This is a genomic window from Streptomyces sp. MMCC 100, assembly GCF_041538145.2.
Lineage (GTDB): Bacteria > Actinomycetota > Actinomycetes > Streptomycetales > Streptomycetaceae > Streptomyces.
Window position 1 is genome coordinate 5236080 of record NZ_JBGORK020000001.1, and the last position, 21959, is coordinate 5258038.

Here is a 21959-nt window from a genome sequence, read left to right on the forward strand (position 1 = left end):
TCGCTGACCAGCGTGAACATGAGCCCTGTTCGATTTTGCCGCCCCTCCCCTCCCCGCGTCGGGTGGGGTAGCTTTCACCGCGCTGTGGGGGGCGTCATCGAAAAGCGGGGAGCGGGGTTTGCGCGAGTTCACCAGTCCTCCGTTGACGTTGGCACCACCGGTGGGCGGTCTGGCCGACGTCGTCTTCGAGCACGCCCAGGAGGATCCGCGGTACATCGCACTCGGCCGCAAGGACGAGTCCGGGCAGTGGCGGGACGTCACCGCCGGCGCCTTCCGCGACGAGGTGCTGGCCCTCGCCAAGGGGCTGCTGGCCCAGGGCATCCGCTTCGGCGACCGGGTCGCCATCATGTCCCGCACCCGCTACGAGTGGACCCTCTTCGACTTCGCCCTGTGGACGATCGGTGCCCAGGTGGTGCCGATCTACCCGACCTCCTCGGCCGAGCAGTGCATGTGGATGCTGTACGACGCCGAGGTGACGGCGGCGGTGGTGGAGCACGAGGACCACGCGATGACGATCGCCACCGTCATCGACCGGCTGCCGCACCTGCGCGGGCTGTGGCAGCTGGACTCCGGCGCCGTCCAGGAGCTGTACGACGCGGGCGCGCACCTCGACGACGAGGTGGTCCACCGGCACCGCAAGGCGGTCACGCCGGACTCGGTCGCCACCGTCATCTACACCTCGGGCACCACCGGCCGGCCCAAGGGCTGCGTCCTGACGCACGGCAACTTCATGTACGAGGCGGACACCGTCATCGAGCGCTGGGAGCCGGTGTTCCACTCCAAGCGGGGCGACGAGGCGGCGACCCTGCTGTTCCTGCCGCTCGCGCACGTCTTCGGGCGGATGGTGGAGGTCGCGGCGATCCGCGGCCGGGTCCGCTTCGGCCACCAGCCGCAGCTCAACGCCGCGGCCCTGCTGCCCGACCTGGCGGCCTTCCGGCCGACCTTCATCCTGGCGGTGCCGTACATCTTCGAGAAGGTGTTCAACGCGGCGCGGCGCAAGGCCGAGAAGGACGGGAAGGCGGGTCCCTTCGAGAAGGCCGTGGACGTGGCCGTGAAGTACGCGGAGGCGGTCGAGGCGAAGGCCTGGGGGATCGGGCCAGGTCCTTCGGCGGGGCTGCGGATGCAGCACCAGTTCTTCGACAAGCTCGTCTACTCCAAGGTGCGGGCCGCGATGGGCGGGCGCATCCGCAACGCCATGTCGGGCGGCTCGGCGATGGACCGGCGGCTCGGGCTGTTCTTCGCGGGCGCGGGCGTGCAGATCTACGAGGGCTACGGTCTGACCGAGTCCACGGCGGCCGCCACCGCCAACCCACCCGAGCGCACCCGCTACGGCACCGTGGGGCAGCCCGTGCCGGGCGTCACCGTGCACATCGCGGACGACGGCGAGATCTGGCTGAACGGCGGCAACGTCTTCGCGGGCTATCTGAACAACCCCAAGGCCACCGACGAGAGCCTGCACGACGGCTGGCTGGCCACCGGCGACCTGGGTTCCCTGGACGAGGACGGCTACCTCACCATCACCGGCCGCAAGAAGGAGATCCTGGTGACCTCCGGGGGCAAGAGCGTCTCCCCCGGTCTGCTGGAGGAGCGGGTGCGCGACCATCCGCTGGTCAACCAGTGCATCGTCGTCGGCAACGACCGCCCCTACGTGGCGGCCCTCATCACCCTGGACCAGGAGGCGGTCGAGCACTGGCTGACGATGCGCAACAAGCCGCGGATGTCCCCGGCCGACCTGGTGCACGACACCGACCTGGAGACGGAGGTGCGGCGCGCGGTGGTCGCGGCCAACACGCTGGTGTCGCAGGCCGAGTCGATCCGCACCTTCCGTATCCTCGCCCAGCCGTTCACCGAGGAGCACGGGCTGCTGACGCCCTCGCTGAAGCTGAAGCGCAAGGCCATCGAGAACGCCTACGGCACCGAGGTCGAGGCTCTTTACCGGGCGTGAGTTCCACGGTCAGGAATGCGTCGGGGCTCGTGATCGTTGACGATATGAGTACTACCTGACCACAACCGAAGGATCAAGAGCTCGTGAGCAGCAAGGTCCCCCCGATCATCCTGAACAACGGCGTCGAGATGCCCCAGCTGGGCTTCGGCGTCTGGCAGGTGCCGGACGACGAGGCGCAGACCGCCGTCGCCCAGGCACTGGAGGCCGGGTACCGCAGCATCGACACAGCGGCGATCTACGGCAATGAAGAGGGCACCGGCCGGGCGATCGCCGCCTCCGGTCTGGCCCGCGAGGATCTCTTCGTCACCACCAAGCTCTGGAACAGCGACCAGGGGTACGACTCCACCCTCCGCGCCTTCGACACCTCGCTGGCGAAGCTCGGCCTGGAGTACCTCGACCTCTACCTGATCCACTGGCCCATGCCGGCCAAGGAGAGGTACGTCGACAGCTACAAGGCGTTCGAGAAGCTCCTGGCCGACGGACGGGTCCGTGCCATCGGCGTGTCCAACTTCCTGCCGGAGCACCTGGAGCGGCTGACCGCCGAGACGTCGGTGATCCCGGCCGTCAACCAGATCGAGCTGCACCCCCACCTCCAGCAGCGCGCCGCCCGGGAGGCGCACGCGGAGCAGGGGATCGCCACCGAGGCCTGGTCCCCGCTCGGTTCCGGCAAGGGCATCCTGGACATCCCGGCGATCGTCGCCATCGCCCAGAAGCACGGGCGCACCCCGGCCCAGGTCGTGCTGCGCTGGCACCTCCAGCTGGGCAACGTGGTGATCCCGAAGTCCGTGACGCCGTCCCGGATCAAGGAGAACATCGACGTGTTCGGCTTCACCCTGGACACCGAGGACCTCGCGGCGATCAGCGCGCTGAACGAGGACCGCCGGCTCGGGCCGGACCCGGCGAACGTCAACTCCTGAGCGGTGCCGCACACGGAGGGGCCCGGCCGCGCGTGCGACCGGGCCCTTCCCGTGTCCCGTGTGTGTCAGTTGGGCTGCCCGCCCTCCCCCACTCTCGGCTTCGCTCGAGCGGGCGGTGCCCCCATGGTGGCGCCGTAGATGTTGCCCGGCGTGTTCACGAACCCGGCGACACTGCCCACCAGCACGATCCGCCCGCGGGTCTCCTTGAACGCGTCGATGGACGCCCTGATGAGCAGGGCCTGGCCCAGCACGTTGGTCAGCACCATCTCGGTCCAGCCCGCCGGGTCGCCCTCGGCGACCGAGTCGTGGGTGGCGAAACCGGCGTTGGCGACGACCGTGTCGAGACGGCCGAACTCCTTGAGCGTGGCCTCGACCGCGGAGGCCACCTGCGCGTGCTCGGCGGCGCTGCCCTGAATCGTCAACAGGCCCTCGGGTCACCGAGTTCGGCGCTGAACGCCCGCAGTCTCGCCTCCCCGCGTCCCGTGACGGCCACCCGCTGCCCCGCGTCCAGCAGCCGGCGGGCGACAGCGGCTCCGATACCGCAGCCGCCCCCGGTGATCAGCGTGACCGGTGTGTCGGTCATGGTCCCCCCTGTGACTGTTCCTGTTCCTCTCACGGACAGCGGGGAGTCCATCACGTGGAGCGCTCTCGAAGTGTCAAGTGCTCGCGCACCGGACCGGCGTCAGCACGACGTCAGACCGGCCGCACCGCCGTGTACACGGTGTGCGCCACCAGCACGAACACGTCCTGGCGCCGGTGCACGCCCGCCTCGTCGGCGGGGTCGAGCAGCCGGTCCAGGGTGGCGCGGTCGTCGGCGTCGAGGCTCTCGCCGATCCGCTCGCGCAGCCGGGACAGTGACGTGGTGACGTAGTCGCGAGCCGCGTCGGAGACGGGCGCGGGCAGGTCGAGCAGGAAGCTGCGGGTGCCGGTGTGCTTCAGTCCGGCGGCGGTCAGCATCGCGGGCCAGTCCTCGGTCTCGGCCACGGAGTCCGGCAGGTCCGCGCGCATCTCGGCGAAGGCGTCCTCCTCCGCGGCGCGGATCCGGGCCTGGAGTCCGGGGCGCCCGATCCCGATGTCGCGGGGCAGGAACCGGGCGGGCAGTCCGCCCTCCAGGACGGCCAGCGTGCCGCCGGGGGCGAGGTGCCCGCCGAGGGCGGCGAGGGCCGCGCGCTGGTCGGGGAGGTGGTGCAGGCTCTGGCTGGCCCACATCAGGTCGGCGGGGTAGTCCAGTTCGGCCAGTGCGTCGGGCAGGTCACCGGCGAGGGTGCCGAAGCGGTCGCCGAACCCGAGCCGCTCGGCACGGGCGCGGGCCCGTTCGAGGAGCGGTGCGGCGCCGTCGGCGGCGACGACGCGGGCGCCGGGGAAGGTGTCGGCGAACAGGCAGGAGACGACGCCGGGTCCGCTGCCGACGTCGACGACCAGGCCGGGATCGGTCACCTCCCGGGCCAGCCAGGACATGGCCTGCCGGTACAGCGGCGTGTACAGCTCGGCCTGCGCCTCGAGGTGCGGGGCCATCTCGGCCCAGTCGATGTCGCCGTTCTCGTGTGCGTGTCCGTGCCGGTGTCCGGGGCCCTGTTCGTGGGCGGAGCCGTGCGTGTCGTGGTGGTGGTCGTGCGCCATGCTGGTCAGCCTCCCGTTCGCGGTGCCGTCAGGGTGCGACGACTCACCGCCCTGGTGCAAGCGATGTTGCCGCTCCCGCAAAAAGGGAGTGCTCGGCGACGCGGCCGTCGGGGCCCGGCCCGCGAGGACCGGACCCCGACGGCTCACCCGCGCGACGTACGCGGGAATCCGCTCACGACAGGGGCGGGTAGGCGTTCTTCATGAGCTCCTGGAACTGCGCGGAGAACCACTGCCCGGAGATCGGGGCGTCCGGGAGGGCGCCGGACATGCTGTTGCCGTTGCGGGCGTTACCGGTGTACGTCGGGTCGCACATCCGGTCGAATCCCTTGCCCTCGTCGTTCGGGATCTCCTTGCTCGCGCCGTCCGACTCACCCGGCGGCTTCATCCACACGTAGGCGTCGATGCCCGGCTCGGGGTTGGCCTGCGGCCGTTCGCCGAGGCCCGCACCGGACTGGTTGCACCAGTTCCCGAGGTGGATGCGGCGGTCGTAGCGGCCGCCGTCGACGTAGGTGTCGACGCTCGTCGTGGCGCCGGGACCGGTGGGTCGCTGGGCGCCGCCCCAGCCGTTGCGGGAGGTGTCGACGAGCATGCCGATCTTCGAGTCGAAGCCGATCGAGACCAGCTTGTCGCGCATGGCCTGGGCGTAGGAGAGCTCGTCGGTGTAGCGGTTCCAGTCGACCCACTTGGACTGGCGCACGGACGTGCCGTTCACACTGTCCGTGATCTTGAAGTTGTCCTCCTTGAGCGCGCTGTAGTTGGCGGTGTTGACGATGAAGCCCTGGACGTCGTTGACGGTCGCGCCCTCGGTGGTGGCGGCCGTCTTGAACATGTCGGCCGAGGCGCCGAAGTTGTCGTCCCAGCCGAGCCAGCCGTGGTGGCCGGCGTCGATGTAGTTGTAGACGTTGCCGATGTCACCGAGCTTGTTCAGGGCGTACCCGACGCCCTTCTGGTAGTTGCCGTTGGCCTTCATCACGTCGCAGTTGGGCGTGGCGGTCGGCCGGCCCGAGACGTTGGTGACGAGGTTGGGCAGCGAGTCGATCTCGACCGTGGTGACGATCCGCAGCGAGGCGTACTTCGGGTCGGCCAGGATCGCGGCGATCGGGTCGATGTACTGCGTCTTGTACTTGTCGATCTCCGTCGGGCCCAGCTCGCCGTTGGAGGCCAGGGCCGCGCAGTCCCGTCCGGGCAGGTTGTAGATGACGAGCTGGATGTACAGCTCGCCGGAGCCCTTCTGCTTCAGCGCCTCGTCGAGGTGGTCGCGCAGGCCCATGCCGCCGCCCGCGCCCTCGATGGCCGCGATCCGGTCCAGCCAGACGCCGGTGGGCTGGTCGGCGACCCGGCTGCCCCCGGGTTCGGCCGCCGCCTTCTCGGACCACTCCGGGTTCACGTATCCCTTGGCGCCGGCGTAGGGGTTGTCCACCCGGTCGGACGGGCCGCCCGGGTCGGTCGGCAGGTCGGTCGGGTCGGTCGGCGGGTCCGTGGGGTCGGTCCCGCCGTCGACGTTGCAGGTCACGCCGTTGAGGGTGAAGGCGGCCGGGATCGCGTTGCTGCCGCTGTAGGTGGCCTGGAAGCCGAAGCTCGCCGAACCGCCGGTGGACAGAGTGCCGTTGTAGGACTCGTTGGCCGCGGTGACGGCGGCACCGCTCTGACTGACCTTCGCGTTCCAGCTGTTGGTGACCTTCTGGCTGCCGGCGTACGTCCATCCGAGCGACCAGCTGGAGGTGGCGGCACCGTTGTTGGTGACGGTCACGGCAGCGGTGAATCCGCTTCCCCAGTCGTTCTGCACCTGGTAGTCGACGGTGCAGGCGGCGGCTACGGCTCCGGCGCTCGCGGACTGGGCGGCCAGTGCCGTGCCGGAGGCGCCGGCGACCAGTGTCAGGGCGGCGAGCATCGCGGTTCTGGTACGGGTCATGAGTGCGGGTTCCTTCTTTCGTGGGGGTGCTGCTGTCGTCCGGAGCCGCGCGTTACCCGGCGCGGCCCGCTGCCGATCGGCATGGGGGTGCCGTCGTGATCGGAGGTCAGGAACGGCCCGCGGGCACGGTGGAACCGCCCGCGGAGTGAGCGATCCGGCACACAGGCCGGCGAGGCGTCGGACACGTAGCGGCCACGGCTGCGGCGACGGCTAAAAGTCCTGAACGCGGAGGGTGGAACGGGGGGTGGCGCATGAGCGACTCCTTGCAGTTCGGACACGCCGTGACGGACGCGTCGACTGGTGGAACCGCTCCCACTGGTGCAGCGAAGGTAGCGCCAAGTGACGGCAAAGAACAGAGGAGTTACCGACTTTCTGCCGGCCGGCCCTGTCGAATCTTTTCGACTCTCCACACATCTTGACCGCACCAGGCACCCTCTCCACTATGGGAGCGCTCCCACTGGTTCAAGGCTTGTTGCTCCTCCCCCCACCCCCTCCCCGAGCCGCAAGGAGGAACCAGCACCATGCACCCCGGACACAGACACAGACGCCGCACCGCCCGGCGATGGTGGACCGCCGCACTGGCGGCCCTCGCACTTCCCCTGACGATGCTGGGCACAGGCTCAACTTCCGCTCAGGCAGCCGCACTTCAGTGCAGCGTGGACTACAGGACCAACGACTGGGGCTCCGGCTTCACCGCCGAGCTGACGCTGACCAACCGGGGCTCCGACGCCGTCGACGGCTGGACGCTGACGTATTCCTACGCGGGCGACCAGAAGCTGGCCAACGGCTGGAACGGCACCTGGTCCCAGTCCGGCCGGAACGTCACCGTGAAGAACGCGTCGTACAACGCGCGGATCGCCGCCGGGGCCGCCGTCTCCACCGGCGGACAGTTCACGTACAGCGGCAGCAACGCCGCCCCGACGGACTTCGCGGTCAACGGCACCTCCTGCGTGGGCGCGCACCAGCCGCCGATCACCGTGCTGACCAGCCCGGAGGCGGGCGCGGTGTACTCGCAGGGCGAGGCGGTGCCGCTGGCGGCCACGGCGGCCGCGGCCGACGGCGCCACGATCAGCAAGGTGGAGTTCTACGACGACGCCACCCTGCTGGGCACCGACACCAGTTCGCCCTACACGTACTCGGCCTCTGGCTTGACCGTGGGCAGTCATTCCCTGGTGGCGAAGGCCTACGACAGCATGGGCGCCTCCGCGGACTCGACCCCGGTCGGCGTCACGGTCGCCTCGGGACCGACCGTGGTCGCCTCGCCCGGCCAACTGGGCGTCCAACAGGGTGAGTCGGGGACGTACGAGGTCAAGCTCTCGGAGCAGCCGACGGCGAACGTGACGGTCACGTCCGCCCGCGCGAGCGGCAACACGGGCCTGACGCTGACCGGCGGGGCGAGCCTCACCTTCACTCCCTCGAACTGGGACACCGCCCAGCGGGTGACCGTCTCGGCGGACGCCTCCGGCAGCGGCTCGGCGGTCTTCGAGTCGACGGCCCCCGGCCACGGCAAGGCCACGGTCACCGTGACCCAGCTGGCGGCCGCGAAGGACTACGACGCCCGCTTCCTGGAGCTGTACGGCAAGATCACCGACCCGGCGAACGGCTACTTCTCGCCCGAGGGCATCCCGTACCACTCGGTCGAGACCCTCATCGTCGAGGCGCCGGACCACGGTCACGAGACCACGTCGGAGGCGTACAGCTATCTGCTGTGGCTCCAGGCCATGTACGGCAAGGTGACCGGCGACTGGGAGAAGTTCAACAACGCCTGGGAGATCATGGAGACGTACATGATCCCCACCCACGCCGACCAGCCGACCAACTCCTCCTACAACGCCTCGAAGCCGGCCACCTACGCGCCCGAGCTGGACACGCCGAACGAGTACCCGGCGCCGCTGGACGGCAGCGTGTCGGTCGGCTCGGACCCGATCGCCGGCGAGCTGAAGTCGGCGTACGGCACGGACGACGTGTACGGCATGCACTGGCTCCAGGACGTCGACAACACCTACGGCTACGGCAACTCGCCCGGCAAGTGCGAGGCGGGCCCCTCCGACACCGGCCCGTCCTACATCAACACCTTCCAGCGCGGCGCGCAGGAGTCGGTGTGGGAGACGGTGCCGCAGCCGACCTGCGACGCCTTCAAGTACGGCGGCAAGTACGGCTACCTGGACCTCTTCACCGGTGACGCCTCCTACGCCAAGCAGTGGAAGTTCACCAACGCCCCGGACGCCGACGCGCGCGCCGTGCAGGCCGCGTACTGGGCGGACATCTGGGCCGGGGAGCAGGGCAAGGGCGACGAGATCTCCGCGACCCTCGACAAGGCCGCGAAGATGGGTGACTACCTGCGCTACGCCATGTTCGACAAGTACTTCAAGAAGGTCGGCGACTGCGTGGGGCCGTCGAGCTGCCCGGCCGGCACCGGCAAGGACTCCTCGCACTACCTGCTGTCCTGGTACTACGCCTGGGGCGGCGCGGTGGACACCTCGGCGGGCTGGGCCTGGCGCATCGGCTCCAGCCACACCCACGGCGGCTACCAGAACCCGCTGGCCGCGTACGCGCTGAGCACCGACGCCGACCTGAAGCCCAAGTCGGCGACGGGCCAGTCCGACTGGGCCAAGTCCCTCGACCGGCAGGTGGAGTTCTACCGCTGGCTGCAGTCCGACGAGGGCGCCATCGCGGGCGGCGCGACCAACAGCTGGGCGGGCAGGTACGCGACGCCGCCGGCCGGTACGCCGACCTTCTACGGCATGTACTACGACGAGAAGCCTGTCTACCACGACCCGCCGTCCAACCAGTGGTTCGGCTTCCAGGCGTGGTCCATGGAGCGGGTCGCCGAGTACTACCAGCAGAGCGGTGACGCCGACGCCGAGGCGGTCCTGGCCAAGTGGGTCGACTGGGCCCTGTCGGAGACGACGGTCAACCCGGACGGCACCTTCCGGATCCCGTCGACGCTCCAGTGGTCGGGGCAGCCCGACACCTGGAACGCCTCGTCCCCGGGTGACAACGGCGACCTGCACGTCACGGTCGCGGACTACACCAACGACGTCGGTGTGGCGGCGGCGTACGCCAAGACCCTGACGTACTACGCCGACCGCTCGGGCGACACGGCGGCGGCCTCGACCGCCAAGGCGCTGCTGGACGGCATGTGGGAGAACAACCAGGACGCGCTCGGCATCGCCGTCCCGGAGACCCGCGCCGACTACAACCGGTTCGACGACGGGATCTACGTCCCGAACGGCTGGAGCGGCACCATGCCGAACGGCGACACGATCGACGCGTCGTCGACCTTCGCCTCGATCCGCTCCTTCTACCAGGACGACCCGGCCTGGTCGAAGATCGAGAGCTATCTCCAGGGCGGTGCCGCGCCCACGTTCACGTACCACCGGTTCTGGGCCCAGGCGGACATAGCCCTCGCCATGGGTTCGTACGCGGAGCTATTGGAATAGCCCCCGCGGGGCGCTCCGCGGGTTGGGCGGTTCGATTTCGGCTGCGGGCCAGTGCGTGGCTGGTCGCGCTCACGCGGCGGTAGCCGCAAGTCGACACAGCCCCGCGCCCCTTGCAGGGGCGATGTGGGCACCGCCTCTCCCCCCGGTGCGCCTGACGGCTCCGTGTGCACGGTCTTGTCACCGGACGACGAGACCACCTGACCGGGCGGCCCCTGCCCACGCCTGGGTCCGCCCGGTCCTCGCATGTTCTCCTCCCGTCCCTCGCCTGGTCGTTCGCCGACGACCAGAAGGTGACCCAGATGTGGAACGCCGAGCACATCCGGACCGGCACCACGGTGACGGCGAACAACGCCGGCCGGAACGCCGGGGTCACACCCGGCGCTTCGGTGAGCTTCGGGTTCACGGGGAGCTGGTCGGGGCCAACGCGGCACCGGGAGGGTTCACGCTCGCCGGCCGCACGTGCCTGATCGCTACGTGACGGGGCCGGTGAAAATCGCCGTCTCGGAGTCGAAGTCGGGGGCGACCTCGATCTGGATCAGCTTCTCGTCCTTGGGTAGTTCGCAGCCCCAGGGCACGTTGATCGACCGGCCGGCGAGGAGTTTGGTCTCCGGGCCGCCCCCGAGACCGGCGTCGGAGTCGAAGACGGACTCGCTGCTTCGCCCGTCCTCGCCGTAGGAGCAGTTGACGGTGAGCAGCGTGGCGTCGAGGGTCTTGGTGCCGCTGTTCTTGACCTTGACCGTGAACCGCACGTAGGGGGTGTTCTCGGGCATGGCGTACTCGTCCGACACCGAGCGCTTGAAGCCGGACAGGCTGACCTCGACGTCCGACTCGTAGGTGACCGTCTCGTCGAGCGCGTAGACACCGTCGTCGGTCTCCTCTGAGGCCGCGGGGGCTTCCTCCGCGGCCTCCTCCTCGGCCACGGTGGTGTCGCTCTCGCCCACGGCCGCCGTCTCGGTGACGGTGACCGTGGGTGCGGGTCCCGCCTCGTCGTCCCCGGTGACTCCCATGGTGACGGCTGCCGCGACGGCGGCGGCCACCACGGCGGCGGCCACGGCGACGATCGCTGTGCGGTTCTTCCCCGGCGGCGCTGGCGGGGGCGGAGGTACCGGTGGCCCGTAGGACGGCATGGGCGGCGGTGTGAAGTTGTTGCTCATGGTTCCCCCCGGGGAATGGTGCTGTTGCGTGGTGCATCATCCCCCAGTGAACCCTTACGTGAAGACCATGTGATGAAATTGTGTCAATGATCGTCAGGCTTCCGGTATCGCCACCGTGCTGATCCTCTGGCTGGAGTAGGCGCTGAGAGAAGGCAACTGCGCCCCCGCACCTCCGCTACGGCAGGACAGCGGGGGCGCCGTTGCGCTCGGGGTCAGGTTCTGCGGAACAGACAGACGAGGGAGACCCGTTCCCCCGTCAGGGCCTTCCCCTCGGCCGCGGCCATCTGGTCGAGTCGCCAGCCTTCGGCTTCGACGGCCTGGATCTGTTCGGCCATGCCCGTCATGGGCGCGGTGACCTTGCTGTTGGTGACGGCCTCGATGAACTTGTAGATCAGTACGCCGTTGCCGGCCTCGCGCGCTTCGCGAGCACGCTTGCCGGCCTCGCTGCCTTTGGCCTGGTTGATGAATCCCATGGCACCCCCCTTGTGGTGACTTCGAGGTGCACAGTCTGGCGGCCATCGGTCCGGCTGGGGAGGGTTTCGGCGGATCGTTCCGAGAGGCCGCTTCGTCACCGAACAGAGAGGACGATGTCGAGCGCGCCGTCGCCGTCGAGGTCGCCGACGGAGGCGTCGTTGGCCTCGTAGGTGTAGGAGACGCCGTCGGGGGTGGTGCCGCCGGCCGGCGGGCTGATCGGTACGTCCTTGTAGCCGGCGCGGAACTGGATCGCGTGGACGGAGTCGCCCTGCTCCGTGCCGTTCACGACCGCGCGGACGGTGTAGTCGGCCTGGGAGGGGGCGCCGGAGTGGAAGTAGGTGGTGGAGCCGGTGACCGGGCTGGAGTTGACCTTCGTGCCGGCCCGGTAGACGTTGAACGCGACGTTGTCCGGGTCGGTGCCCAGCCAGCGCCAACTGACCAGATTGCCGTCGCCGGTGTGGACGCTGACGACGCCCCGGTCCAGGGCCTCGACCTGGCGTGCCGTGGCTGCCTCGGCGGTGCCGGGGGCCAGCGACGTCAGGCCCGCGCCGACCAGCCCGGCGGCGGCGAGGGCTGCGGCCAGGACGAGTGGGCGTCTGCGGTGGGTGTGGCGGGTGTGGGGGTGCCTCACGGGACGAACCTCCTGAGGGGCGGATGGATTCCGCCTCTCAGTCGCCGCCCGGGGCGGCCGGGTTGCCGCCCCCGCCTCAGGACTTCTTGAACGCCAAGAGCGTGAAGACCGGGTCGGGCCGGGGCCGGTCCTGGTCCGGCAGGGCGGCCAGCCGCGCGGCGAACGACTCCGCGAGGGGCCCGCCAGGGGGCAGCGTGACGAACCAGCCGCGCCGCAGGTCCGCGACCGTACGGCGGGGGCTGCGGCCCTGGCCGTGGCCGGTGAAGCGGGCTTTGCCGACGGGGACCAGACCGTGCTCGCGGGCGTACGCCTCGACGAGGTGGGCGGCGTCGTGCGCGGTGCTGGGCGGGCGGGCCGCGAGCACGGCGTCGATGTCGCTGCCCACGTTGTGGGAGGCGCCTTTGTCCACCGTGGTCACGTACACCCCGCCGGGCCGCAGCGCGCGGGCGCACTCGCCGACGATGGCCCGCGCGTTCCCGGCGCCGCCGGCGAGGTGCAGCAGCCACACGCTGGTGACGGCGTCGAACTCCCCGTCCGCGAAAGGCAGTCGGCGGCTGTCGGCGAGCGCGACGGCTCCGGGCAGCCGGGCGGCGGCGCGGCGGGCCATGGCGGGGACGAGGTCGACACCGGTCACCCGGAGACCGTCACGCCCGGCCGCGATCCGCCGGGTGACGATGCCGGTGCCACAGCCCACGTCGAGCAGCCGCCGGGCCTGCCGCGGCACCAGGCTCAGTACGGCCTGCGCGGCGGCCGCGGCCCGGGGCTCACCGCCGCGGGACTCGTCGTACCGCTCCGCTTCCTTGTCGTAGTCGAGCACACCGTCAGTGTGCCCCGTGGCCGGCGGCCAGGTCCTCCACCCTGCGGGCGAGCTCGACGTCCTTCTCGGTGACGGCGCCGCCCGCGCTGTGGGTGTGCACGGCGAGGGCGACCGTGTTGTAGCCGAGGGTCAGGTCGGAGTGGTGGTCCAGTTCCTCCTGCACCTGCGCGATGTGGACGACCATCGCGGTCGCCGCGAAGTGGGAGCCGAGCCGGTAGGAGCGGGTGAGGCGGCCGGCGTCGAGGGACCAGCCGGGCAGTCCGGCCAGCCGCTCCTCGATCTCCTGCGGCGACAGCGGTTCGACGGGCATGTGCTGCGCTCCTTCGCTGGTGGTGCTCGACGGGCGGGTTCGCTTCAGCGTGCCACAGTGCGGCCGGTCCGGCGCGGCCCGCCGTCGACTACCGTTCGAGGTATGAGCGCACTCATGCCCGGTACCGCCGCCACCGACCGGGGCGTGGGCCCGCTGCTGCGGGCCTGGCGGGTGCGGCGGCGGGTCAGCCAGCTGGAGCTGGCGCTGCGCGCCGACTCCTCCGCCCGGCACATCAGCTTCGTCGAGACGGGCCGCTCCCGGCCGAGCGAGGAGATGGTGCTGCGCCTCGCCGAGCACCTGGACGTCCCGGTGCGCGAGCGCAACGCGCTGCTGCTCGCGGCCGGTTACGCCCCGCGCTACCCGGAGACCCCGCTGGACGATCCCGCGCTCGGCGCCCTGCGCGAGGGCATGGAGCGGCTGATCCGGGGATACGAGCCGTATCCGGCGCTGGTCGTCGACGGGACGTACCAGGTGCTGGCGGCCAACCGGGGGATCACGATGCTGATGGACGGTGTCGCGGAGCACCTGCTCGCGCCGCCGCTGAACGCGATCCGGCTGACGCTGCACCCGCAGGGCCTGGCGCCGCGCATCCGCAACCTGCGCGAGTGGCGCGGGCATCTGCTGGAGCAGATGGGGCGGCAGATCGCCCTGCACCGCTCACAGCCGCTGCGGGAGCTGTACGACGAGGTGACGGCGTATCCGGTGCCGGAGACCGTGGCGGGCGCCGAGCCGGACGAGCCGGTGCCGTACTTCGCGCTGCCGATGCAGATCGAGCACGAGGGACACGTGCTGTCGTTCATCTCGTCCATCTCCACCTTCAACACCCCGATGGACGTGACGGTCGCCGAGCTGGCCATCGAGACGCTGCTCCCTGCCGACCCGGCGACGGTCAAGTACCTTCACACGCTGCTGACCTGACCCTGCCTCAGGGCCGTGTACTGGAGCAGCGCGAAGCCGGTGACGACGACGGCCTGGAGCACCGTCCACACCGCTCCCGCCGTGGTGGGCGTCAGCCAGAGGGCGAGCGCGACGAGACTGACGGCCGCCCACGCGAGGTTGGCCTCGACGACGGCCCGGACGGCGAGCGCCGGGGGCCGGGGGCGGGCGGCCAGCAGGCCCACGCACCCGGCGTACACGACGAGGAAGACGCCGAGGGCGAGGAGCAGCCCGGAGCCGGCGCCGAGGTAGCGGCCCAGCGGACCGGACAGTGCGAGGTAGGCGAGCGCGTTGGCGCCGGTCACCGCCGCGTCGAGGGCGAGGAAGCGGCGGAGCATCAGCCGCGGTTCGGCCGTACGGGCGAGTGCGGCAAGCTGGTGCGTGGACATGACGAGTCACCCTCCGTCGGGTCGTACATGCTGGGGTGGGCCGGGTCCCGGACCGGAGTGCGCCGTACCGGAACCCGGTGGCTCCACCATCCCGCCCCGCACGGGCGCGGTCGATTACCCGCCGGGTAATGCGTCCGGTCCACGAATGATCCACGAACACCCCTGTGAGACTGACAGAGGAACATGACAGACTGCGGTGAGACTTGGGCGCGTTGGGGAGGCGTGGCGTGAGCGAGCGGCGGGCCGCACCCACCGTGGGCCAGGTGGTCCTCGGCAGACGGCTGCAGGAACTGCGGGAGACGGCGGGCCTCAAGCGCGAGGAGGCCGCCAAGGTGCTCCGCGTGGCCCCGGCGACCGTGCGGCGCATGGAAATGGCCGAGGTCGCGCTGAAAATACCGTATGTCCAGATACTGCTGACGGCGTACGGGGTCGCCGCCGACGAGGTCTCGGCGTTCGTCGCGCTCGCCGAGGAGGCGAACCAGCCGGGCTGGTGGCAGCGGTACCACGACGTGCTGCCGGACTGGTTCAGCCTGTACGTGAGCCTGGAGGGCGCCGCGCGGATCGTCCGTTCCTACGAGCCGCACTTCGTCCCGGGCCTGCTCCAGACCGAGGACTACGCCCGCTCGGTCCTGGAGGCCGGGACGATCGGCAACGCGGGCGCGGACGCGGTGGAGCGGCACGTGTCCCTGCGCATGGAGCGGCAGCGCCTGCTGGACCGCCCCGACCCGCCCCACCTGTGGGTGGTGATGGACGAGACGGTGCTGAAGCGCCCGGTGAGCATCCACGGCCGGGTGATGCGCGAGCAGCTCGACAAGCTGCTGGAGTTCGCCACGCGGGACCGGGTGACGCTCCAGGTCGCCGAGTTCGAGGACGGGCCGCACCCCGGGACGTACGCGCCGTTCACCCTGTTCCGGTTCGCGGAGCCGGAGCTGCCCGACATGGTCTTCACCGAGTACCTGACGGGCGCCCTGTACCTGGACTCCCGCACCGAGGTCTCGGCGCACCTGGAGGTCCTGGACCACATGACGGCGCGCGCCGCCTCGACCCAGCGCACCGAGAAGATCCTGCGGGAGTACCGCGAGACCTTCTGACCGGCGACGGTCTGCCACGCAGCCACACAGTCCGTGAGGAGAAGACACCGCATGACCGGATCCGAGCCCGGGCCCGCGCCCGTCGACACCAGCCGGCCGCACCCGGCCCGGGTCTACGACTGGTGGCTGGGCGGCAAGGACAACTACCCGGTGGACGAGGAGCTGGCCCGCAGGATCCTCGCGGTGGACGCCACGGCGGTGCGCGGGGCACGCGCGAACCGCCGGTTCATGCACCGGGCGGTCCGTACCCTCGCCGAGGCCGGGATCCGCCAGTTCCTGGACATCGGCACCGGGATCCCCACCGAGCCGAATCTGCACCAGGTGGCCCAGGCGGTGGCGCCCGAGTCGCGGGTCGTCTACGCCGACAACGACCCGATCGTCCTCAGGCACGCCGAGGCGCTGCTGCACGGCTCGGCGGAGGGCTCCACCGATTACGTCCACGCGGACGTCCGGGACCCGGAGCTGATCCTGCGGCTGGCGGGCGAGTCCCTGGACTTCGACCGGCCCCTCGCCCTGTCGCTGGTGGCCCTGACCCACTACCTCGGCGACGCGGCCGACGGCGACGACGTGCACGGCCTGCTCAAGCGGTACACCGACGTGCTCGCCCCGGGCAGCTTCCTGGTCCTCTCCCAGGTCACGCCCGATCTGAACCCCGAGGCGGTGGGGCGGGCGGCGGAGCTGTTCGCCCGCGGCGGCACGCCCTTCCACCCGCGCTCCCTCACCGAGTTCGCGCGCTTCTTCGACGGCCTGGAGCTCATGGGTCCCGGCATCATCCCGGTCACCGGCTGGCGGCCGGACCCGGAGGACGTGGCGGCCCAGGCGGAGGGCATCGTGCCGGTGTACGCGGGGGTGGCCCGCAAGCCCTGACCCGACCGCGCGCGCAAGCCCTGGCCCGGACCGCGCAGGCAAGCCCTGACCCGTACGGGCGCCGCGAACGGGTGCGCTCCCGTGCCCGGCCCTAGGTTCGGGAACCAGGGCCTGGCGAGCACCCGGGACCGGGTGAGCAAGGGAGCGCACGTGACCGACACGCGGACACCGCCCACCGAGCCGGGCGCGGCGCTGCTGCGCGCGGGACGGTTCTTCCGGCCGGGCACCGCCGCACCCGATCTGCACAGCATCGGGCTGGTCGGCGGGCGCGAGTCGGACGCCTTCTACCGGGACCGCTGGAGCCACGACAAGGTCGTGACGTCGACGCACGGCGTGAACTGCACGGGGTCGTGCCGCTGGAACGTGTTCGTCAAGGACGGCATCATCACCTGGGAGACCCAGGCCACGGACTACCCGTCGGTCGGTCCGGACCGCCCCGAGTACGAGCCGCGCGGCTGCCCCCGCGGTGCGGCGTTCTCCTGGTACACGTACTCGCCGACCCGGGTGCGCTACCCGTACGTGCGCGGCGTACTGCTGACGATGTACCGCGAGGCGAAGGCCCGGCTGAAGGACCCGGTGCTGGCCTGGGCCGACATCCAGGGCGACCCCGAGCGCCGCGGGCGCTACCAGCGGGCGCGCGGCAAGGGCGGTCTGGTCCGGGCGAGTTGGGACGAGGCGGTCGAGATGGTCGCCGCCGCCCACGTGCACACCATCCGCACCCACGGCCCCGACCGCATCGCGGGCTTCTCCCCCATCCCCGCCATGTCGATGGTGTCGCACGCGGCGGGCGCCCGCTTCCACTCGCTGATCGGCGCCCCGATGCTGTCGTTCTACGACTGGTACGCCGACCTGCCCGTGGCCTCCCCGCAGGTCTTCGGCGACCAGACGGACGTGCCGGAGTCGGGCGACTGGTGGGACGCGGCGTACCTGATCATGTGGGGCACGAATGTGCCGGTGACCCGCACGCCGGACGCGCACTGGATGGCGGAGGCCCGCTACCGGGGCCAGAAGGTGGTCGTGGTCTCGCCCGACTACGCCGACAACACGAAGTTCGCCGACCAGTGGCTGCACCCGCACCCGGGCACGGACGCCGCGCTGGCGATGGCGATGGGGCACGTGGTGCTCAAGGAGTTCTTCGTCGACCGGGAGACCCCGTTCTTCGACGACTACGTACGGCGCTTCACCGACCTGCCGTTCCTGGTGACGCTGACCGAGCGGGGCGGGGCGTACGTCCCGGACAAGTTCCTGCGCGCCGCCGACCTGGGGCAGGGCGGCGACGACGCCCGCTGGAAGACGGTCGTCCTGGACGGGGCGACGGGCCGCGCGGTGGTCCCGAACGGCTCGCTGGGCTTCCGCTGGAACGAGGCCGACCGGGGGAAGTGGAACCTGGACCTGGGCGAGGTACGCCCCCGGCTGAGCGTGCACGGCCACGAGATGGCCTCGGGCGTGGAGGTGCTCCTCCCCCGCTTCGACACCGAGGGCGGCCCGCACGGGCAGGGACGCGGCGACGTTCTGCGCCGGGGAGTGCCGGCGACGCGCCTCGGCGGGGCGACCGGGCCGCTGGTGACGACGGTCTTCGACCTGCTCCTCGCCCAGTACGGCGTGGCGCGTCCGGACGTGCCGGGCGACTGGCCGGCGTCGTACGAGGACGCGGACGCGCCCGCGACCCCGGCCTGGCAGGAGACGCACACCTCGGTCCCGGCGGCGGCCTGTGTGCGGATCGCCCGCGAGTTCGCGCGGACCGCCGAACGCTCCAAGGGCCGCTGCATGATCCTCATGGGCGCGGGCACCAACCACTGGTTCCACTCCGAGACGATCTACCGGGGCTTCCTCGCCCTGCTCCAGCTCACCGGCTGCCAGGGCCGCAACGGCGGCGGCTGGGCGCACTACGTCGGCCAGGAGAAGTGCCGTCCGGTGACCGGCTGGGCGTCGCTGGCCGCCGCGTCCGACTGGTCGCGCCCGCCGCGCCAGGCGATCGGCACCGGGTACTGGTACCTGCACACCGACCAGTGGCGCTACGACCGGTTCCGCGCCGACGTGCTGGCCTCGCCGCTGGGCGAGGGGCGGCTGTCGGGGATGGCGGGCGCGGACTGCCTCGCCCTGTCGGCGCGCACGGGCTGGATGCCCTCGTACCCGACCTTCGACCGCAACCCCCTGGAGCTGGGCGAGGCCTTCGGCGACCCGGTGGCGAACGCGGTGGCCGAACTGCGCGCGGGCACGCTGAAGTTCGCGGGCGAGGACCCGGACGCGCCGGAGAACTGGCCGCGGATCGTGACCCTGTGGCGGGCCAATCTGCTCGGTTCGTCGGGCAAGGGCGCCGAGTACTTCACCAAGCACCTGCTGGGCACCCAGTCCTCGCTGCGGGCCGAGGAGGCGGCGCCCGGCGAGCGGCCCCGGGACGTCGTCTGGCACGAGGAGGCGCCCGAGGGCAAGCTCGACCTGCTGCTGTCCCTCGACTTCCGGCACACCTCGTCCACGCTGCTCTCCGACGTGGTGCTGCCCGCGGCGACCTGGTACGAGAAGCACGACCTGTCCAGCACGGACATGCACCCCTACGTGCACGCCTTCTCCCCGGCCGTGAACCCGCCGTGGCAGGCCCGCACCGACTTCGACACCTTCAAGCTCCTCGCGGAGAAGCTGAGTGAGCTGGCCGAGGACCATCTCGGGGTGCGCAAGGACCTGGTGGCGGCACCGCTCCAGCACGACACCCCCGGCGAGATCGCCCAGCCGGGCGGTGTCGTACGGGACTGGCGGCGCGGTGAGTGCGATCCGGAGCCCGGGGCGACCATGCCGAACCTCGTCGTCGTGGAGCGCGACTACACGGCGATCGGCGCGAAGTTCGCCGCGCTCGGCCCGCTGGTGGAAGCCAAGGGCCTGCCCGCCAAGGGCGTCACCCTGAAGCCGGACGAGGAGGTGGCGCGGCTGCGGGACCTCAACGGCACGGTGCGCGGCGGCCCGGCCGACGGGCGCCCGGCGCTGGACACGGCGGTGAAGGCGGCCAACACCATCCTCGCCCTGTCCGGCACCACCAACGGTCGCCTGGCCACCCAGGGTTTCCGAACCCTGGAGACCAAGACCGGGCAGGCGATGGCCCACCTGGCCGCCGAGCACGAGGGCAAGCGGATCACCTACGCCGACACCCAGGCGGCGCCCGTGCCGGTCATCACCTCGCCGGAGTGGTCGGGCAGCGAGGCGGGCGGGCGGCGCTACACGGCGTTCACGCTCAACACCGAGCACCTCAAGCCCTGGCACACCCTCACCGGGCGGCAGCACTTCTTCGTGGACCACGACTGGATGCACGAGCTGGGCGAGGCGCTGCCCGTGTACCGACCACCGCTGGACATGCACCGGCTGTTCGGCGAACCGCGGCTCGGCCCCGACGGCGACCGCGAGGTGACGGTCCGCTACCTCACCCCGCACAACAAGTGGTCCATCCACTCCGAGTACCAGGACAACCTGTTCATGCTGGCCCTGTCCCGGGGCGGCCAGACCATCTGGATGTCCGTCGAGGACGCGGCGGCGATCGGTGTCGCGGACGACGACTGGATCGAGGCGGTCAACCGCAACGGCGTGGTCGTGGCCCGCGCGATCGTCTCGCACCGCATGCCGCCCGGCACGGTCTACATGCACCACGCGCAGGAACGCACGGTCAACGTGCCGCTCGCCGAGACCACCGGGAAGCGCGGCGGCGTCCACAACTCGCTCACCCGCCTGCTCCTCAAACCGACCCACCTCATCGGCGGCTACGCCCAGTTGAGCTGGGCCTTCAACTACCTCGGCCCGACGGGCAACCAGCGCGACGAGGTGACGGTCGTCCGGCGCCGCTCCCAGGAGGTCGAGTACTGATGCGCCCGATGGCCCAGGTCGCCATGGTCATGAACCTCGACAAGTGCATCGGCTGCCACACCTGTTCGGTCACCTGCAAGCAGGCGTGGACCAACCGGCGGGGCATGGAGTACGTCTGGTTCAACAACGTCGAGACCCGCCCCGGACAGGGCTACCCGCGCCGCTACGAGGACCAGGAGAAGTGGCGGGGCGGCTGGGAGCTGAACCGGCGGGGCGCGCTGAAGCTGAAGGCGGGCGGCCGGTTCAAGAAGCTCGCCGGGATCTTCTCCAACCCGCGGCTCCCGGAGATCAAGGACTACTACGAGCCCTGGACGTACGACTACAAGAACCTCACCGACGCGCCGCTCGGCACGGACTATCCCGTCGCGCGGCCGGTCTCGCAGCTCGACGGCAAGCCCATGAAGATCGGCTGGTCCTCGAACTGGGACGACAGCCTGGGCGGCGCCCCCGCCTACGGCGACCTCGACCCGATGGTGCAGCGCACCCGGCAACAGGCCTCGGAGAAGGTGCGGTTCGCGTACGAAGAGACGTTCATGTTCTACCTGCCGCGCATCTGCGAGCACTGCCTGAACCCGTCGTGCGTGGCGTCGTGCCCGTCCGGGGCGATGTACAAGCGCTCGGAGGACGGCATCGTCCTGGTCGACCAGGACCGCTGCCGGGGCTGGCGGATGTGCGTGACCGGCTGCCCGTACAAGAAGGTGTACTTCAACCACCGCACCGGCAAGGCGGAGAAGTGCACCTTCTGCTACCCGCGCATCGAGGTGGGCCAGCCCACGGTCTGTTCGGAGACCTGCGTGGGGCGGCTCAGGTACCTGGGGGTGGTCCTCTACGACGCCGACAAGGTGACCGAGGCCGCCGAGACGCCGAACGAACGCGACCTGTACGAGGCGCAGTTGGGCGTTTTCCTGGACCCTGAGGACCCGGAGGTGCGGCGGGCCGCCGAGGAGGCGGGAATCCCGTTCGACTGGATCGAGGCGGCCCGGCGCTCCCCCGTGCACGCACTGGTCAGCAGGTACCGCGTCGCCCTGCCCCTGCATCCGGAGTACCGCACGATGCCGATGGTCTGGTACATCCCGCCGCTCTCCCCGGTCGTGGACGCGCTGACGGAGACCGGGTACGACGGCGAGGACGCGGACAACCTGTTCGGCGCGATCGACACGCTGCGCATTCCGCTGGAATACCTGGCCGAGTTGTTCACGGCCGGTGACACCGGTCCGGTGCGGGCGTCGCTGGAGAAGCTGGCGGCGATGCGCGCCCACATGCGGTCGGTCAACCTCGGCGAGGACCCGGACCCGGCCGTGTGCGCGGGCGTCGGCATGCGCCCCGAGGAGGTCGAGGAGATGTACCGGCTGCTGGCGATCGCCAAGTACGAGGAGCGGTACGTGATCCCGACGGCGGCCGTCGGGGACGCGCACCGGCTGGAGGCGTCGGCGCTTCAGGGGCTCCCGGACACGTGCAGCCTGGACACCGACGGCGGACCGGGCATGGGCGGCGACGGGCCGTTCGGCCAGGACTCGGGACGCAAGCGGCTGCCGCTGGTGCCGGTGGAGAACTTCCACATCCTGCGCAGGCGGCAGACTGCGGACGACGAGAGGGAGGTCTGATCC

16 protein-coding genes and 2 pseudogenes are annotated in these 21959 nt (G+C 71.0%); 9 read left to right on the forward strand and 9 right to left on the reverse strand.

Going from position 1 to position 21959, the window contains the following annotated elements; translation table 11 throughout:
- Positions 1-118 precede the first annotated feature (118 nt).
- Both ABS735_RS24365 and ABS735_RS24370 read left to right on the forward strand, forming a co-directional pair.
- Positions 119-1945 (forward strand): AMP-dependent synthetase/ligase, encoded by a 1827-nt coding sequence (locus tag ABS735_RS24365; protein WP_373900433.1) that lies wholly within the window; start codon positions 119-121, stop codon positions 1943-1945.
- A gap of 83 nt (positions 1946-2028) precedes the next feature.
- Positions 2029-2862 (forward strand): aldo/keto reductase, encoded by an 834-nt coding sequence (locus ABS735_RS24370; RefSeq protein ID WP_373900432.1) that lies wholly within the window; start codon positions 2029-2031, stop codon positions 2860-2862.
- A 116-nt stretch (positions 2863-2978) separates the two neighbouring features.
- Here the strand turns inward: ABS735_RS24370 and ABS735_RS24375 are convergent.
- The 3 genes and pseudogenes from ABS735_RS24375 to ABS735_RS24385 form a co-directional block, all read right to left on the reverse strand.
- Positions 2979-3445, reverse strand: a pseudogene (locus ABS735_RS24375) (SDR family oxidoreductase); the annotation flags it as partial.
- A gap of 110 nt (positions 3446-3555) precedes the next feature.
- Entirely contained in the window at positions 3556-4482 is a 927-nt protein-coding gene (locus tag ABS735_RS24380) for a class I SAM-dependent methyltransferase (RefSeq protein ID WP_373900431.1), read from the reverse strand.
- Between the two features lie 172 nt (positions 4483-4654).
- Positions 4655-6394 (reverse strand): glycoside hydrolase family 6 protein, encoded by a 1740-nt coding sequence (locus tag ABS735_RS24385; RefSeq protein WP_373900430.1) that lies wholly within the window; start codon positions 6392-6394, stop codon positions 4655-4657.
- Positions 6395-6915: 521 nt separating this feature from the next.
- Between ABS735_RS24385 and ABS735_RS24390 the strand changes: the two genes are divergently transcribed.
- Both ABS735_RS24390 and ABS735_RS24395 read left to right on the forward strand, forming a co-directional pair.
- Positions 6916-9837 (forward strand): glycoside hydrolase family 48 protein, encoded by a 2922-nt coding sequence (locus ABS735_RS24390; protein ID WP_373900429.1) that lies wholly within the window; start codon positions 6916-6918, stop codon positions 9835-9837.
- Between the two features lie 299 nt (positions 9838-10136).
- The gene (locus tag ABS735_RS24395; RefSeq protein ID WP_373901259.1) at positions 10137-10304 is read left to right on the forward strand and encodes a cellulose binding domain-containing protein; all 168 of its coding nucleotides are present in this window, start codon (positions 10137-10139) and stop codon (positions 10302-10304) included.
- 3 nt (positions 10305-10307) lie between these two features.
- Here the strand turns inward: ABS735_RS24395 and ABS735_RS24400 are convergent, their stop codons facing one another.
- From ABS735_RS24400 to ABS735_RS24420, 5 genes and pseudogenes are all read right to left on the reverse strand, one after another.
- Positions 10308-10991, reverse strand: coding sequence for a hypothetical protein (locus ABS735_RS24400; protein ID WP_373900428.1), 684 nt, complete (start codon positions 10989-10991; stop codon positions 10308-10310).
- Positions 10992-11203: 212 nt separating this feature from the next.
- Positions 11204-11464 (reverse strand): hypothetical protein, encoded by a 261-nt coding sequence (locus ABS735_RS24405; protein WP_373900427.1) that lies wholly within the window; start codon positions 11462-11464, stop codon positions 11204-11206.
- Positions 11465-11571: 107 nt separating this feature from the next.
- Positions 11572-12096, reverse strand: a pseudogene (locus ABS735_RS24410) (rhamnogalacturonan endolyase family protein); the annotation flags it as partial.
- 76 nt (positions 12097-12172) lie between these two features.
- On the reverse strand, positions 12173-12913 hold the full coding sequence (locus ABS735_RS24415; protein WP_373900426.1) for a class I SAM-dependent methyltransferase: 741 nt from the start codon (positions 12911-12913) through the stop codon (positions 12173-12175).
- Between the two features lie 4 nt (positions 12914-12917).
- A complete protein-coding gene (locus ABS735_RS24420; RefSeq protein ID WP_373900425.1) occupies positions 12918-13223 on the reverse strand; it encodes a 4a-hydroxytetrahydrobiopterin dehydratase in 306 nt (101 codons plus the stop codon).
- 102 nt (positions 13224-13325) lie between these two features.
- On the opposite strand from ABS735_RS24420, the gene ABS735_RS24425 reads away from it, so the two are divergent.
- On the forward strand, positions 13326-14141 hold the full coding sequence (locus tag ABS735_RS24425) for a helix-turn-helix domain-containing protein (protein WP_373900424.1): 816 nt from the start codon (positions 13326-13328) through the stop codon (positions 14139-14141).
- On the opposite strand, the gene ABS735_RS24430 is transcribed toward ABS735_RS24425, so the two are convergent.
- Positions 14123-14548, reverse strand: coding sequence for a hypothetical protein (locus tag ABS735_RS24430; protein WP_373900423.1), 426 nt, complete (start codon positions 14546-14548; stop codon positions 14123-14125). The two genes, ABS735_RS24425 and ABS735_RS24430, sit on opposite strands and share 19 nt — an antisense overlap.
- A 227-nt stretch (positions 14549-14775) precedes the next feature.
- Here ABS735_RS24430 and ABS735_RS24435 point away from each other — a divergent pair, with 227 nt between their 5' ends.
- From ABS735_RS24435 to narH, 4 genes are all read left to right on the forward strand, one after another.
- Entirely contained in the window at positions 14776-15639 is an 864-nt protein-coding gene (locus tag ABS735_RS24435; RefSeq protein ID WP_373900422.1) for a helix-turn-helix domain-containing protein, read from the forward strand.
- Positions 15640-15690: 51 nt separating this feature from the next.
- On the forward strand, positions 15691-16506 hold the full coding sequence (locus tag ABS735_RS24440) for an SAM-dependent methyltransferase (RefSeq protein WP_373900421.1): 816 nt from the start codon (positions 15691-15693) through the stop codon (positions 16504-16506).
- Positions 16507-16656: 150 nt separating this feature from the next.
- Positions 16657-20352: a nitrate reductase subunit alpha gene (locus ABS735_RS24445; protein ID WP_373900420.1), complete on the forward strand. Its 3696-nt coding sequence runs from the start codon at positions 16657-16659 to the stop codon at positions 20350-20352.
- Positions 20352-21956 carry a nitrate reductase subunit beta gene (gene narH / locus ABS735_RS24450; RefSeq protein WP_373900419.1) on the forward strand — a complete coding sequence of 535 codons (1605 nt, stop codon included), beginning with the start codon at positions 20352-20354 and terminating at the stop codon, positions 21954-21956. Before ABS735_RS24445 ends, narH begins: the two co-directional genes overlap by 1 nt.
- The last annotated feature ends 3 nt before the right edge of the window (positions 21957-21959 follow it).